Genomic DNA, 14,237 nt, shown 5'->3' with positions numbered 1-14,237 from the left:
TGCCGGTAATAACGTGAGAAAGCCCGCCCAGCTATGCAGTTTGACCAGCTGGACGGGCTTTTGTTGTCGCAAACGCCCGGCGGTGCTTGCATCGACGTATGTTCACCGAAGCTCAGCTGTACTCGCCGGTGACCCGATCCGGCGATGGCGATGTCATGGTGCACCTGAGCGACGAGCACCCCGGCGTGCACGATCCGGATTACCGCGCCCGCCGCAATGCGATCGCCGCGCTCGCCCTGGATTACAGGCCGGATATACCGTTGCCACATATCGACTACACCGATGAGGAACAACAGGTGTGGCGCATCGTGTCGGCCGAACTCGCACGCAAACACCAGAAGTACGCAGCCACCGAGGTGCTCGCGGCCGCGGCCCGGCTCGATTTGCCGAGCGATCACATTCCGCAGCTCGACGAGGTCTCCGCGGCACTGACCCCGCTGACCGGATTCCGCTATGTGCCTGCCGCCGGTCTGGTGCCACTGCGCGAGTTCTTCGGTTCCTTCGCCGACCGCACCTTCCACTCCACCCAGTACATCCGGCACCATTCGGCCCCGCTGTACACACCGGAACCCGATGCCATCCACGAGATCATTGGGCACGCCAATCAGATAGCCAGCCCACGCTTCGCCGCCATCTACGAGGCGGTGGGCGCGGCCGTCGCCCGGCTGACCACCGAGACGGCGCTCAAGTTCCTCGCCGATGTCTTCTGGTTCTCCATGGAGTTCGGCGTGGTCCGGGAGAACGGCGAAATCCGTTGCTATGGAGCCGGATTGTTGTCCTCCTACGGCGAGATCGAGGAGTTCCTGCACGCCGAGCTGCGACCGCTGGACGTGGCGACGATGGGCACCGCCGTCTACGACATCACGCACTACCAACCGATTCTGTATTGCGCACAGTCGATTTCGGAGATCGAGGATGTAGTCGGCGGCTTCTTCGCCACCATGGACGACGATTCGCCGCACCGCGCACTACACACGGCGAGCAGAATGTGACACATCATCGTTTAGAACTCGAAAGTTGCTGGTAGACATTGGAGTTCGGCTGATTCACACCTGCCGCGACAACAGACCGACCGGCTGTTAGCCTGCCTCGCGTCCGATCTCTTCGAAGGGGCGAGAGCCGAGATGACAGCTGATACAACAGATTCCACAACCGAGACGCCGCTGTGGCTACAGGGCCGCGACGCCGTGGTCGCCGCGACACCGGCCGAGGATTGGCGCAACGGCGCGCCCGATTACCACCTGACCAGGCAAACCGTGCCGCGCGAGCGCACCACCGAGCACGCGGCGGGCTCGCTCGAGGCCGTCGTCGAGGACCTGGTGCGGGTCTTCGAAATGGAGGTCTCACACAAGAAGGATCCGGCGACCTGGGTTTCGCTGGTGGCCGAGCACTACCGGGGCCGGGTCAACGGCGGGCCGTGGCAGGACGCCGAGGAATTCGCGCGGATCGGCAGCTACAACATCCTGATCGGCGATAACCCGTACTACGAGGTCGAGCAGGAGACCTTCGAGTCCTCCCACGAGACCTTCCACACCGCCTTCCCGAACGGCTTCTTCTGGGAAGTGCTCGAAGTGCTGGCCGGACCGCCCGCGGTCACCTTCCGCTGGCGGCACTGGGGCCGCTACGACGGCGAATACAAGGGCAACCAGCCCACCGGCGCATTGATCGAGATGTTCGGCGTGACGATCGCCAGGGTCAGCGACGACCTGCGCATTCTCGAACTCGAGCATTTCTACGACAACAACAAATTGCTCGGCCCATTGGCACACGGATGCCCGGTTACCAAGTCCACCTAGGATTTTCGGCCGCTCGGCAGCACTACTGCTTGCCGAGCGGTAACCCCGCCTCCAGGAAATCCAGTGCGCGATTGAGGTTCTCGGCATTCAACGGGTTGAACCTCGCAATGCCGAGCGCGACCCCCGCGATAGCACCGGCGGTCACGCGAATCTCGAAATCGTCGGCATCCCGGCCCATCTGCTCGGCGAGCAGACCCGCCATCAGGTCGATGCCGCGTTGCAGTTCCAGTCCGATGGCCGCGCGCAGCTCGGGCACGTGATACAGCAGCGCCTGACGCTCCTGTTCGAATGCCAGCTCGGCCACGGGCAGATTGGCGAATACCCCCGCAACCGCATTGCGGAACGCCGTCATCGGCGGGATGTCGTGTGGCTGGGCCCGTATCGCATCGATCATCAGCGGATCGAGATCGTCGGCGAGCACCAGCTGTTCCTTGGTCGGGAAATAGCGGAAGAAGGTGCTGGGTGATACCTCGGCCGCCGCGGCGATCTGCTCGATGGTGGTCTCGGTGTAGCCCTGCTCACGGAACAGCCGGAACGCTTCTTCGCGAATCGTCCGGCGGGTCCGTTCCTTCTTCCGCTCGCGCAGGCTCTGCGCGGCCGTCCCGTCCGCGGGCAGCTCAACCGACATGTGTCGATTCTGACCCATCGACCCGCACCAGCGCGTCCGGTATCGCCTCCTCGTGTTGTGGTGCGGCCGTGGACCGCCCCGGCAACACCCGCAGTGCGAGCGGCACCGCCACCGCGCAGAGAGCCGCACACACCCACAGCATTGCGCTCATGCCGCCGACGAACGCCGACTGCACCTGCTCCAGCATGGCCGCATTGCCGGTCGACTTCGCAACTGCCACACCGGCATTCACGCTGTCGCGAATCGGATCGACATTCAATGCGCCGAGATCGCCGCGGTACACGGTAGCCAGGACGGTGCCGAGCACCGCCACCGCGATGGTGCCCGCCGCCTGACGCAGCGCCTGCACCAGTGCCGAGCCGGCGCCTGCACGGGCCACCTCGAGATTGTCCAACGCGACCGCCATACCGGCCGGCAGCCCGAGACCCATGCCCGCGCCGGTCAACCCGACCCATACGGCCACGAACCAGTAGGAGGTCCCCACTTCGGTCAGCCCGCCCAAGCCCATGCCGACCGCCAGCACCGTCAGGCCGAGTCCCACCATCAGCGCCGGTCCCAGTTTCGGCTGCAACCGATCACCCAGCCGCGATCCGATCAGCAGTCCGCCGATCAACGGCAGCAGGCGCACGCCACTGCCGAGCGCATCCGCGCCGAGGACCGCCTGGAAGTACTGCGGCACGGTGAAGAACAGGCCGAACAAGCCGAACGTGATGATCACGGTGAACGCCGTGCCCCAGCGGAAGCCAGGGCTGCCGAACAGGTCCAGATCGACCAGCGGGAAGCTCGCGCGCCGCTGCCACGCGACGAATACCGCGACGGCCGCGACGCCGCCGAGCAGCGCACCCCAACCGAGCCCATTGCCCCAACCCTTGTCACCGAGCCGGATGAATGCATAAGTGACGCCGACCATGCCGAGAATCGACAGCGCGACGCCCGGCAGATCCATCGGCCGCTGATCCGGGTTCCGCGACTCCGGCACCAGGACCGCGATGGCCAGCACGCCCAGCACCACCATCGGGACATTGATCAGGAATACCGAACCCCACCAGAAGTTATCGATCAGCCAGCCGCCGAGAATCGGACCGAGCGGCAGGCCGAGTGCGGTCGAAGTGACCCAGATGTTCATGGCCTTGGCCCGCTGCGCCGAATCCGGGAACAGCACCGGCAGCACCGCCATCGACAGCGGGATCATGACCGCCGCCGCGATGCCGAGCACCACGCGGGCCGCGATGAGTTGACCGGCGGTGCCGGCGAAGGCACAGGCCAGCGAGGCCGCTCCGAACAGCACCAGCGCGCCGAGCAGCAGCCTTTTACGGCCGTAGCGGTCGCCGAGCGCGCCCGCGGGCAGCATCACGGCCGCCAGCGCCAGTGTGTACGCGGTGCTGAACCACTGCAGCGCGCCGGTATTCGCGTTCAAGTCGACGGCGAGGGTGGGCAGCGCCACGGTCAGCACGGTCATATCCAGGCCGATGGTCAGCATTGCCAAGGCCAGCGCCCCCAGCGCCAACCAGCGGCGAGTCGAATCTGTCTGCATAGCCCCTCCAGAAAATGATAGTTACAACTATTTGATAGTAGCTCTCATTTAGTAGCTCCTGTCAATACTTGGCGCATCCGTGTCTCACGACTGCCCACCACGCGGCCGGTCAGTAGGCTCGCAGCCGATGAGCACCCGGGACCTTCGCCTCCTCGTCGCACTCTGCCTCGGTTCTGCACTGGCCATCACGGCCGTGACCTGGGGCCCTGCCGCGACCGTTTCGCACGCGACGCCGACGACCACCACGACGACGACGCCGTTCAGCACCCCGAATACCGACAGCTGCCCACAGAAGACGAAGCCGCCCAACCCGATCGACGCATCCGAGGTCCCCGAACCCGGACAGCCGACACCGACCCCGCTGGCCGTGCCGATTCCACCGGTCGGCGGCTCACGTCTGGGTGAATGCGGCGTTGTCATCCCGCGCGGCGCACCGCCGGTGCCGCAGGACATTTCCGCCACGGCCTGGCAGATTTCGGATCTCGATACCGGTGAGGTGCTCGCCGCCAAGGACCCGCACGGGCGCTACCGGCCCGCCAGCACGATCAAGGTGCTGCTCGCGACCGTCGCGTTGCGCAGCCTCGACCTGAACAAGACCGTCACCGGAACCCAGGACGACGCGAATGCCGACGGCACCCGCGTCGGCATCGGTCCCGGCGGCCGCTACACCAACCGACAACTCATGCAGGCGCTGATCATGGCGTCGGGCAACGATGCCGCGCATGCCATCGCCACTCAGCTCGGCGGCGACGCCGCTGTGGTGCAGAAGATGAACGATCTGGCAAAGTCGTTGTACGCCTTGGATACTCGCACCGCCAGCCCGTCCGGCCTGGACGGCCCCGGCATGAGCACCTCGGCCTACGACCTGTCGGTGCTGTTCCGCGAGGCCATGACCATCCCGCTGTTCGCCGAACTCATCCACACCGAAGAGATCGACTTTCCCGGCTACCCCAAGGACCCGAAAAACCCTGACGACAAAGACCATCCGGGTTTCCCCATCGCCAACGACAACCACCTGCTCTACGACTACGACGGTGCGATCGGCGGCAAGACCGGTTACACCGACGACGCCAGGCAGACCTTCGTCGCCGCCGCCCAACGCGACGGCCGCAGACTCGTCGTGACGCTGCTGAAAGCCGATGTGCTGCCGATACGTCCGTGGGAACAGGCCGCGCGCCTGCTCGACTACGGTTTCGCCCTGCCGAAGAGCTCCACCGTCGGCAAGCTCCCGGAAGCCGGGCCGGCATCCACGAAAGGCACTGCGGGACTTGCCTCCCCGCCCCCGAAGGACACCGACCACGAAGCCCAGCCCGCCGATGAATCCGACAACCAGACGGGCACCCGCACGCTACTGCTGGTCGGCGGCGTCATCCTCGTGCTAGCACTCCTGCTCGGGGCACGCCGCATCAATCGACACCACTAGGCGCCCAGGCAATTCCGTGCGAGACGGTGCGGCCTGTCGCCTACGTGGTGGTGTCCTTATCCACACCGTCGCGGTCCAGCGCATCACCCATGCCACCCTCGGCAAGGCAGTCCTCGGTAGCTGTGCGCCGACGTTACGTCAACGCATTGCGCTCCGGCCGCGGCGCGGGGGTCCCAGCCGTCTGCGCCAGGCCACCCGCCGCGTCACGGGTGACGTGCCTCGTCGTCGGCGGCGTTCCGGTCGACAACATCAGCCGATCAGGGCGGGGTTCCATCGACTTTCGTCCACGCGCCGACAGGTGCGCGATGGACCAATTCTCGAGTATCTGACTATCTGGCAGTACCTCGTGTTGCCACCCTCTGTGCTCGAGCCGCGGATCAGGGATCGCTTGGGCCAGGGGTGATTTCGCGACGATTTGTGGGCTGGTCGCAGGGGGTGATGTGGAATTCGTTGTATTGGTAGCGGGTAGCGGCCGTCGCCGTCGAACCAGTTCAGGTATTCGGGGGCGGCGGGATGTGAATCACGTAGGCCGCGAAGGGTTTCCACGGTTCCGGAACCGAGCATGGGGCACGCAGCAGGCGGTAGAGATCCGATCGGAGGCTCGACGTGAAGTATTCTTACGGCGATTCACGAGGGGGGACCGCGATGGCAGGGTGGACTGTCGACTCGACGGTCGGCGGGTCGGCGCCCGAGGTGGTGGGGCTCCGCGCCGAAATCCACAGCTTCCACGCAATCCCCCACTGCCCCGAGAAGTTCACCCTGGCACCGGAATCCGGCCGGGACGCACCTCACCCTATCCGCGTGCCGGGTCGAGTTCTCGCACCGATCGGCCACCGAGGACGCGCCTCCGACACGGCCGGAACGTAGGGGATTGCATCGGGACGCGTGGTACTCGCCACATCAACAGAAAGTCAGAATATGACGTACGAATTCAAGGTCGCCCCGGATGACATCGACAAGGCGGCAGACCAGTTGGCAGAAATCGCTGCGGGAAGCGCGAAGGCAGTCGAATACGCCAAAAAGTGGCTCGATCTGGAAAGCAATGCCGGCTTGGCCCTGAAACCTCTCATCGGCGTCCTTCAAGAAGCCTGTGACGAACTGGCGGTGAATTACACGCGCCTGGGCTCCAAGACAAGCGAATCCGCCACAGAGTTGAAGAATGCCGCGAACATGTACCGAACCGTCGACAAAACACGGGCCGAAGCGCTCGACAAGACCTACCCGACAAAGGCCGGAAAATGACCGACAGTACTACCGCAACCGACCCGACCCAGAAGCTCATGGAACCGCAGGTGGAGGCCTGGTTTACGGTCGGAGGAAAAATGGTCGACTTCGTCCTGGGAAACGCGTACAGCGTTGCCAATTACTTGAACCTCATCATCTCGTTGACCGGATGGGATCCGGTCGAATTGGTGCAGAAATATTTCGGAGGAGATTGGGAGGAGCTGCTCAAGTCCGCCAGGGCGGTAGAGAATTTGGCCGCATACAACACGGCCTACGGTGAAGCCATCGACGCAGCAATGAAGAATGTCGAGTCATCGTGGCAGGGCAACGCGGCTACCAGCGCGGACGATTACTTCTCCAAACTGAAGACGGCCCTCGACGGGCAGGTCGAGCCCCTGACAGAGATCGCCAATGGGATTGCCAGCTTTGCATGGACATCGTTCAGCATTGCGCAGACCGTCCAAGCGCTCATGCTGGAACTCGGAGACTGGATCATTAAGTGGCTTTTGACGAAAGCCGCCGCAGTTGCTGCCAGGGTGAGCGGCTACGGCGCCGCGGCAGCCGCCGCACTCGAGGCAGTCTGCCTTGCCATTGTCGCCGCGATGGAAGCCAATATTCTGAAACAAGTCAAGCTCTACGGAACCTTGTTGACTGCCGCAACAGCAGCGGTCGGTGGGATATACGCGGCAATCGGGTTATCGGCGGACGCTCAGATCCCCAGCCTCGGCGGAACCTACGACCATCCGGGAGTGATCTGATGAGTCACGAGGAACCGATGCTGGACCTCACCGATGGCGACATCGGCATGTCACGTCACCTTGCGAAGGCTCTGAACATCATTGCCGGGAGCCCAGGCGTCGACACAGATCTGAAGGCGCAGATGCAGGAGATCCTGCAAGGGAAGGGCACCCTCCGCGATCTCGCGCACAGCGAGGCGTTCGCGCGTCTCGGCGACGCGGTCATCCCACAGGCGCTCGCGGAGTTCGCGGCCACATCGCCCGAAGAGATCCAGCGAAAGGCCGAACTGGGGAACGCAATCCTCGAAAGTTACCGGAACCAGGATCCCGAAACTCCGCCTCCTGCTGAGGCATTCCGGAGTTCATCGGCTGAGCAATCACCGACCGGCACTCCCCAGGGAACTCCGTTTCCGTCGGCCCCTGCCGTCGCGGGCAGCGGTGACCGCCCTGCGAGTCATGTGATTCCAGGAACTCGAAAGCCCAATCGCGACCGGATCGTCACACCCGAGGACCCGGACGACGACGATATGTACTTCCAAGATCGCAACCAACGCGGATGGCTCGAGTGAGGCGACCTCGCCTGGCCCGTGACTACTACCGCCCCAATAGCGGTGACGGCTTCGAGGCGACCCAACTACCATTGACTCCGCTGGTATATCAGCGGCCGTACACGCACGAGGACGACGTGACGATCCGGCTGCGCCGGTGTCAGAAGGCATTGCCCCGCACTCGTGCCTTCTGGCTGAAAACCGGCCAGGCGCTGCGCGTCGAGCCGCTCGAACTGGAAATCGCTCAACCTCTGCCCGACGTGTGTCCCGGGCACGGCCATCCCGCGGTGGCGCGAAGCCACGTGCAGGCCTGCTTCTACGACACCGATCTACATCCCCGGTTTCATCGCACAGCCGCCGAACGCGGTCTCGGCAAGGCGTTGCGGACGGGAGTCAACCAGATCGCACCTGTTTCGACGATCCTCGTCGGCGAGTGGCCCGTCTGTGACCGATGCGTCCGCACCGCCCGGCGATACCGCTGGGCCGCCCGCTCGCTGCTGTGGCTGATGGCCGCCAATCTCGTCGCTGTGGTGATAGTGAGTGTGGCGAACATCGATCCCCTGCTCGTCCCGCTGGGACTCGCACTGTTCCCGGGTTCGCTTCTGGGTCTGATGGTGGTTCTGCACCTGTTCGGCAAGAGTGCCCAGCGGGTGACGTACCGCCCCATCTATGACGAAAGGTTCGTCTTCGTCCAAGCTCACCCCCGCTTCCGCGCGGCGATAGAACAAGACCCGCGCTATCGTCCTTTGCTCGATAAAGAGCCTGACATGCCATAAGAATCGACGTCTCGGCCCGCCGAGTCCGACATCGCGTAGACCCGCAGATTGCACCGTCGAACTTTCCGCCGCTTCGCTCGAGTCGAGAGCGCGAGCCAGGCTCTTCTGACAGTGCGCGGCTGTTTCCCCCGTCGACTGGCTGCCCGGTTTTTGGACATCCAGCAATCTGGCAGTCGAGCGGGGCCGACCCTCGGTGCTCGAGCGCAGATCAGGGGATGGGTTGTGCCAGGCGGGTGATCTCGCGGCGGAGTGTGGACTGGTCGCAGGGGGTGATGTGGAATTCGTTGTATTGGTGGCGGTAGTGGTAGCGGCCGTCGCCGTCGATGTCGAACCAGTTCAGGTATTCGGGTGGGGCAGGATGTGAATCGCGTAGGCCGCGAAGGATTTCCACGGTTCCGGAACCGGAGCGCGGTGCGCGCAGCAGGCGGTAGATGCGGTCGGACGCTGTCTCTTTGAGGCCGGTCCAGGATTCGAGGTTGTCGACCAGGCGTTGGGCATCTTCGGCCACGGCCGGATGACGTCCCGGCGGCACGTCGCCGAGCACTGCCGTGAATACGGCGGGCACGATCGCGGCGGTGCCGACCTCGAGCACTACATTGCCGCCGAAATCGTGGGTGGGGCCTGGCCGTTGCACCAGGGTGACGCCGATGTCGGCGTCGATCGCGCCGAATGCGCGGAGCGGGCGTCGCCGAGTTCCGATGAGCGTCAATGCGATTCGCGGATCGGCTGCCACCCGCAAGGCGGCCGAGAGGTCCGGGTTGGCGTGCAGCGGCATGCGACGGTCCAATTCGCGGGTGAGCTGGTCGAATTCGTCCTCCCAGCGCACCGAGGCGATCAGGCGCAACGGAAAGGGGTAGCGATCCGACCGCGTCTCGCGCCAGATGTGCATGAACTCATCGGGCGTGAACTCGAACTTCACCCGCGCTCACCGCTCGGGTGGGCCGGTTGCGCCGAGGGCGCGTCGGCCCCGATCGACGGGGGAACCGCCGGATCGTCCGGGCCGACCAGTTCTTCGTACTGGCCGATCAGGTAGTCGGGCACCTTGCGGTTCGACTCGTCCTCCCCCGATTTGCGTCCCGCGCCGGGCGACATGCCCGACATACCGTTGCGGCCGGTGCTGGCTGCGCCGGTCGCGGCAGTGGAAACTGTTGCCGCGCCGGAGTTTCCGGTCGTAGGCAAACCGGTGACACTGCGTCCCGGACTCGGTGTGGTGCTGCTGCCGGGTCCGGAGGTGCCGCCCGGTCCGGATGTGCCGAGGCCGCCCGCATGTCCCGAGGTCGTCTGGGTGCTGGTTGTCGCGGTGGGCGAGGTGGCGGTGGTGCTCGCGGCCGTCGTCGGAGACTGGGTCTGTTGTCCGGTAGTGGAATTCGAGTCGAGACCTGAGGGGTTCACCGTGCCCTGATCGGACCCCGGTATCCCCGATCCGTTCGACTCGCCGTTGTTACCGCCGGTGTTTCCGGTGCCGGATCCAGTGGTGCCGCCGCCGCTACCGCCGCCCGGCCCGGTAACGCCCTCGTCGCCCCCGCCGCCCGGCGAGGTGACCGGCACGAATGTCGGGACTCCTGACCCGGCGGGGCCGTAGGACGGTTTGTAGTTGTTGTTCATGGTGTCGATCGCCGTGCGATGCAGCGCCTCGATGCCGCGCTGATAGGCGACCTCCTGGCTGTCACCGTCCCCGGCCAGTCCCGCGCCGACCGCGGAAATAATGACCTGCGCGGGGTCCAGCGAGGTCGCCGAACCTCTGCTCCCTTGTGCCGCGGACGGTGGCGGCACCGTCATCTTCACCACTTCGGCGGCTGACGCCACGCCCTTTATCCGGTGCCCGCAGGCATTGATCACCTGCTCGACATCACTTGCCTGCCGATAGAACGTCTGCGCCGCAGCAAGAGCCGCATCGGCCATGGCACCCTCGATGCCCGAGGCCAATGCCTTCTGAATCGCGAGATTCGCGCCGAACAGCCCACCGCTCAGCGCGGTGGCGATGCTGATCCACGTATCGGCCTGGTGATGCATGATGCCCGGACTCATCTGCTGGGCGTTGGTGTAGATCTCCTCGTGGGTATGGCCCTCGAACTGCTCCATCCGAGTGATGTACGCCGGATCCTGGCCGTCGGCAGCGAGTTTCGTCTCGTACTGCTCCGCACCCTGCTGCTGACCGCGCGAAAGCGCGCTCGGCTGGCTGGTGTCGGGCTTGCGGCTCGAATCGAATGCACCGAGCGCCGAGGGAACATCGTTGATATCGAGGCCGGTCATCGTCAGTTGTCCTTGCCGATCTCCGGCTCGATGGTGGAGGCGATGTCGGTGATGCCGTCGCAGGGGTTGAGGTCGCGTGGGGCACGGGTTGTCAGATCGACCGCTACCTGCACGAACCCCACCTTTGTACGCAGATCAACCTGACAGCCACGATGGGCATCGGGATCGTGGACGAGGAGAGCTTCGCGGCCGTTTACGGTGATCGGCTCGCTGTAGGAGCCGACCTTCTTCAAGTCTTCTTCCCAGGTTGCGTTTCCGGAGAGCAAACTCACGTCACGCATTTGAGAAGAGAAGTGGCAGACAAGGAAGCTGTACTCGGCAATGAGATCTTTGCCGCGCTCGCGTGAGGCCACGTCGAATCCGGCCTTTTGAATGGTCTCGTCACTGATCCATGTGCACGGGTCGAAGACGATTTTTGGACGTCCGGTGCTGGCGGTGTACTTGTTGTCCTGCGACGGCGGCTGAAGCTTCGGATTGGTCAGTGTCGGCCTAGCCGACTGAGTTGCAGTGGACAACGTCGTTTGACCTGAGCCGGCCGGGTGCCGTGGGGTGTCGCTGCCGGATGAACAGCTCGTCGCGACCAGCGCGACCACTATCGCCAGTAGGGCCAGCAAGATATTCCGGATTCGCCTCATGACGACTGCATCTCCGACGTGACTGTGGCGATCGACTGCGCGTACATGGCGTCGGCTTCCTCCACCAGTTGTCCGGCTCGTAGGTAGGCCGCCGCTATCTTGAACGCCGCTTCCCTCATCCCTTCGAGCGCCTCCGTCATCTTCTTTGCCTTGCCGGAAAACCCGTTCTGCAGCTCCTGAGCGGACTCGAATCCACCGAAGCCGTCCATCCGATGCAGGTCCCGCGAGGCCTTGATCTGTGGTTCCAGTGTGGTTTCGACCAACCTTGTATAGACCTCAGCGCACCGACGTGCGGCATCGGCCTCCATCCGAAATGTTCCCCCAGTGGCTTGCTGATACAGCGCATTTGCGGCCGATTGCCCCACTTCCATCGGCTATCCCTCCCTCGCCGTTCGTCCGCTTACTGTACTGGACGCATGAAACGGTCAATCGGTTCCATTGGGACGCAAAGACAGTCTCGATTGGGTTCGATCCTGCGGGTTCGGACCGGTCCCGCCGGGTTCTGCCCGAGCGTTCCTCCAGCCGTGTGTCGCTACCGAGGTTTAGACAGGTCCCAGATCCCCAAGGATCGGGACGCGCCGGTGTTGACCTAGACCCGCGAATATGCCATCAGATGCAACTTTTCCTGGGGTTATACCGTGATCGCATGGAAATCCGCCATGTTGCCGCCGACTGGATCGCAGCGTGATCTCCTGATCCGAACAGTGAAACCTGAAGGGAGGCAGGCATGTCGGAGGACGGACCAAGCCTGGCACGGCGTCAGTTGGGGAAGTATCTGCGCAATGGGAGGCAGGAACGCGGGCTTACGCTCCACGAGGCGGCCAGGCTGATACAACGCAGCGGCAGCACGCTCCACCGCATGGAGAAGGGGCAGGTGGCCGAGCTGCGCGAGATCGATATCGAGGCGCTCTGCACGATCTACGAGTTCGATGCCGACCACACTGCGGCAATGAAAGCGCTTGCAGTACAAGGTAACGAGCTGGGCTGGTGGTATGAGTACGCCGACCTGCTGCCGAGGAACTTCGACTTCTATGTCGGCCTGGAGGCATCGGCACAGCGGCTGACGACCTACGAGCCTGAACTCGTACCAGGGTTACTGCAGACGCCAGCGTATGCGAGCGTGCTCATCCGGTCGGGCTTTCCTGACGACGACGCCGACGAGCATGCACGCAGGGTGAGGTTGCGAATGCGACGCCAAACCAGAATCACCCGCAAGTATCTTCCGGCATCGCTCGACGTAATCCTTCGAGAGTCGGTTCTCCGGGGAATGGTTGGCGGGTCGAATGTCATGGCGACCCAGATGAGGCACCTGGCCGATATGAGCACCCGACCCAACGTGAATTTGCAGATCCTGCCGTTCAGCGCTGGGTTCCCCGTTGGAGTCGCGGTTGGGCCGTTCGTCATCCTGGAGTTCGGTACGGATAAAGATGGACAGCCGGTCGATCCGCCCGTGGTGTACACCGAAAATTTCACGGGTGGCTTGTATCTCGCAAAATCAACCACGGTTCAGCGATACGATCATACGTACGAGAGTCTTCGGCGTAGCGCGATGGATTGCCCTGCCAGCCGGGCTCTACTCAGGCAGATGGCGAAGGAGTATGCGTGAACAGCGATTTGGCCGGTGCCGAGTGGTTCAAGAGCAGGCACAGCGGTGCAGCCGAAAACTGCGTAGAGGTCGCCTTCCTTCCCAACGACGGTGTCGGCGTTCGTGATTCGAAGAACCCCTGCGGCCCCGCACTGGTTTTCACCCCAGCCGAATGGTCAGCCTTCACCGCCGCGACAACCCGAGGCGAGTTCGACCGCTGATCCCAGAGGGGCACCTCGTGGCGAACCGCTCGAACACGAAGTGGTTCAAGAGCAGCCACATCGGTGCCCACTCGAACTGCGCCGAAGTCACCTTCCTCCCGAACAACCATGTCGGCGTTCGCGATTCGAAGAACCCATCCGGCCTGCGCGGCCGTCGCCCACAACCTGCTGCGCGCCACCAGCACACCCACAGCGGTCCACACGGCCCCGTGGGCAGAAAGACTCCGCCGAAAGATCATCAACATCCCCGCCCGCAACGCCGACCGATCCTGCACCTAGCCAGCCACTGACCCTGGAGCACGCATGAGCCACCCCGTGGTGCAACATAATCGGCTAAAAGTCGGTTCGATGTGGGAAGTAGGATCCGCAATCGCTGAACAGGGTGGCCGACTTCACAACGTCACTTACCATTTCGACGCGGATCTGCCCCGCGACATCCTGCGCATCGACCTCGAATTCGAGCACGGCGGATGGTCCGTGCTCGTCCACGAAGACGATGACACCGTACGACTGGTCGAAACCACGGCCATCGGCGACAGTGACCTGAGCAGGGTCGACGCGGCGGCGCTGGCCCCCTGGCGCGATGCCATCGGCCGCGCCGTCCGATGGGTATGGTCCCTCGAGAACCAGCAGGGCTACCCCGACGCGATCCAGTTCGAATTCGCCGACATCAGTGGCGGCGGCGCGGCAACCATCCAAATCCTCGCTATCGCTTCACGTTTGAACATCCAGCAGGTGCGCTCCATCGAAACCCCACCCCTCACCACCTCCCCAGCCGGTAAGCACACGAGGAACACGGGCTGACGAGAGCCCGAGGCGAAGACCGCTGCCGAGCAGTCGACTAGCCCACAGCAGTGTGGACGCCCGAAGCAGAGTG

The 14,237-nt window shown here is 64.0% G+C and carries 17 protein-coding genes and 2 pseudogenes; 12 read left to right on the top strand and 7 right to left on the bottom strand.

Translation table 11 applies throughout. From position 1 onward, the window contains the following. Positions 1-98: 98 nt before the first annotated feature. Together ACIBW7_RS32240 and ACIBW7_RS32235 are read left to right on the top strand one after the other, a co-directional pair. Entirely contained in the window at positions 99-992 is an 894-nt protein-coding gene (locus tag ACIBW7_RS32240) for a phenylalanine 4-monooxygenase (RefSeq protein ID WP_397052956.1), read from the top strand. Positions 993-1,124: 132 nt separating this feature from the next. Continuing rightward, entirely contained in the window at positions 1,125-1,796 is a 672-nt protein-coding gene (locus ACIBW7_RS32235; RefSeq protein ID WP_397052954.1) for an ester cyclase, read from the top strand. A gap of 22 nt (positions 1,797-1,818) precedes the next feature. On the opposite strand, the gene ACIBW7_RS32230 is transcribed toward ACIBW7_RS32235, so the two are convergent. Then, positions 1,819-2,424, bottom strand: a complete 606-nt coding sequence (locus ACIBW7_RS32230) for a TetR family transcriptional regulator (RefSeq protein WP_397052952.1) — start codon at positions 2,422-2,424, stop codon at positions 1,819-1,821. Then, positions 2,414-3,958 carry an MFS transporter gene (locus tag ACIBW7_RS32225; protein ID WP_397052950.1) on the bottom strand — a complete coding sequence of 515 codons (1,545 nt, stop codon included), beginning with the start codon at positions 3,956-3,958 and terminating at the stop codon, positions 2,414-2,416. The genes ACIBW7_RS32230 and ACIBW7_RS32225 overlap by 11 nt, the downstream gene beginning before the upstream one ends. A 127-nt stretch (positions 3,959-4,085) precedes the next feature. Between ACIBW7_RS32225 and ACIBW7_RS32220 the strand changes: the two genes are divergently transcribed. After that, positions 4,086-5,381 carry a D-alanyl-D-alanine carboxypeptidase family protein gene (locus tag ACIBW7_RS32220; RefSeq protein WP_397052948.1) on the top strand — a complete coding sequence of 432 codons (1,296 nt, stop codon included), beginning with the start codon at positions 4,086-4,088 and terminating at the stop codon, positions 5,379-5,381. A 133-nt stretch (positions 5,382-5,514) separates the two neighbouring features. Here the strand turns inward: ACIBW7_RS32220 and ACIBW7_RS32215 are convergent, their stop codons facing one another. Then, positions 5,515-5,655 (bottom strand): hypothetical protein, encoded by a 141-nt coding sequence (locus ACIBW7_RS32215; protein ID WP_397052946.1) that lies wholly within the window; start codon positions 5,653-5,655, stop codon positions 5,515-5,517. 644 nt (positions 5,656-6,299) lie between these two features. Here ACIBW7_RS32215 and ACIBW7_RS32210 point away from each other — a divergent pair. The 4 genes from ACIBW7_RS32210 (at position 6,300) to ACIBW7_RS32195 (ending at position 8,666) form a co-directional block, all read left to right on the top strand. Continuing rightward, positions 6,300-6,623 (top strand): type VII secretion target, encoded by a 324-nt coding sequence (locus ACIBW7_RS32210; protein WP_397052944.1) that lies wholly within the window; start codon positions 6,300-6,302, stop codon positions 6,621-6,623. Then, a complete protein-coding gene (locus ACIBW7_RS32205) occupies positions 6,620-7,363 on the top strand; it encodes a WXG100 family type VII secretion target (protein ID WP_397052942.1) in 744 nt (247 codons plus the stop codon). The genes ACIBW7_RS32210 and ACIBW7_RS32205 overlap by 4 nt, the downstream gene beginning before the upstream one ends. Beyond that, a complete protein-coding gene (locus ACIBW7_RS32200; RefSeq protein WP_397052940.1) occupies positions 7,363-7,911 on the top strand; it encodes a hypothetical protein in 549 nt (182 codons plus the stop codon). Before ACIBW7_RS32205 ends, ACIBW7_RS32200 begins: the two co-directional genes overlap by 1 nt. 116 nt (positions 7,912-8,027) lie before the next feature. Further along, positions 8,028-8,666: a hypothetical protein gene (locus ACIBW7_RS32195; RefSeq protein WP_397052938.1), complete on the top strand. Its 639-nt coding sequence runs from the start codon at positions 8,028-8,030 to the stop codon at positions 8,664-8,666. 208 nt (positions 8,667-8,874) lie between these two features. Here the strand turns inward: ACIBW7_RS32195 and ACIBW7_RS32190 are convergent, their stop codons facing one another. From ACIBW7_RS32190 to ACIBW7_RS32175, 4 genes are read right to left on the bottom strand one after another with little or no spacing between them, the layout of a single operon-like run. After that, positions 8,875-9,585, bottom strand: a complete 711-nt coding sequence (locus ACIBW7_RS32190; protein WP_397052936.1) for an ESX secretion-associated protein EspG — start codon at positions 9,583-9,585, stop codon at positions 8,875-8,877. Further along, positions 9,582-10,919 carry a hypothetical protein gene (locus ACIBW7_RS32185; protein WP_397052934.1) on the bottom strand — a complete coding sequence of 446 codons (1,338 nt, stop codon included), beginning with the start codon at positions 10,917-10,919 and terminating at the stop codon, positions 9,582-9,584. Before ACIBW7_RS32185 ends, ACIBW7_RS32190 begins: the two co-directional genes overlap by 4 nt. A gap of 2 nt (positions 10,920-10,921) precedes the next feature. Continuing rightward, positions 10,922-11,512: a DUF3558 domain-containing protein gene (locus ACIBW7_RS32180; RefSeq protein WP_397052932.1), complete on the bottom strand. Its 591-nt coding sequence runs from the start codon at positions 11,510-11,512 to the stop codon at positions 10,922-10,924. A 38-nt stretch (positions 11,513-11,550) separates the two neighbouring features. Next, on the bottom strand, positions 11,551-11,925 hold the full coding sequence (locus ACIBW7_RS32175; RefSeq protein WP_397052930.1) for a hypothetical protein: 375 nt from the start codon (positions 11,923-11,925) through the stop codon (positions 11,551-11,553). 356 nt (positions 11,926-12,281) lie between these two features. Between ACIBW7_RS32175 and ACIBW7_RS32170 the strand changes: the two genes are divergently transcribed. The 5 genes and pseudogenes from ACIBW7_RS32170 (at position 12,282) to ACIBW7_RS32150 (ending at position 14,164) form a co-directional block, all read left to right on the top strand. Further along, positions 12,282-13,160, top strand: a complete 879-nt coding sequence (locus tag ACIBW7_RS32170) for a helix-turn-helix transcriptional regulator (protein WP_357478538.1) — start codon at positions 12,282-12,284, stop codon at positions 13,158-13,160. Continuing rightward, positions 13,157-13,360 carry a DUF397 domain-containing protein gene (locus tag ACIBW7_RS32165; protein ID WP_397052927.1) on the top strand — a complete coding sequence of 68 codons (204 nt, stop codon included), beginning with the start codon at positions 13,157-13,159 and terminating at the stop codon, positions 13,358-13,360. The genes ACIBW7_RS32170 and ACIBW7_RS32165 overlap by 4 nt, the downstream gene beginning before the upstream one ends. Beyond that, positions 13,312-13,491: pseudogene (locus ACIBW7_RS32160) on the top strand (DUF397 domain-containing protein); the annotation flags it as partial. The gene ACIBW7_RS32165 and the pseudogene ACIBW7_RS32160, both read left to right, overlap by 49 nt. Positions 13,492-13,504: 13 nt before the next feature. Continuing rightward, positions 13,505-13,647 (top strand): annotated as a pseudogene (locus tag ACIBW7_RS32155) (IS1380 family transposase); the annotation flags it as partial. A gap of 16 nt (positions 13,648-13,663) precedes the next feature. Then, complete coding sequence (locus ACIBW7_RS32150; protein ID WP_397052925.1) at positions 13,664-14,164, top strand: DUF6334 family protein; 501 nt, start codon at positions 13,664-13,666, stop codon at positions 14,162-14,164. Positions 14,165-14,237: the final 73 nt, after the last annotated feature.

Source organism: Nocardia sp. NPDC049526, assembly GCF_044465765.1.
GTDB lineage: Bacteria > Actinomycetota > Actinomycetes > Mycobacteriales > Mycobacteriaceae > Nocardia.
This window is presented reverse-complemented; position numbering and strand designations above follow the sequence as displayed.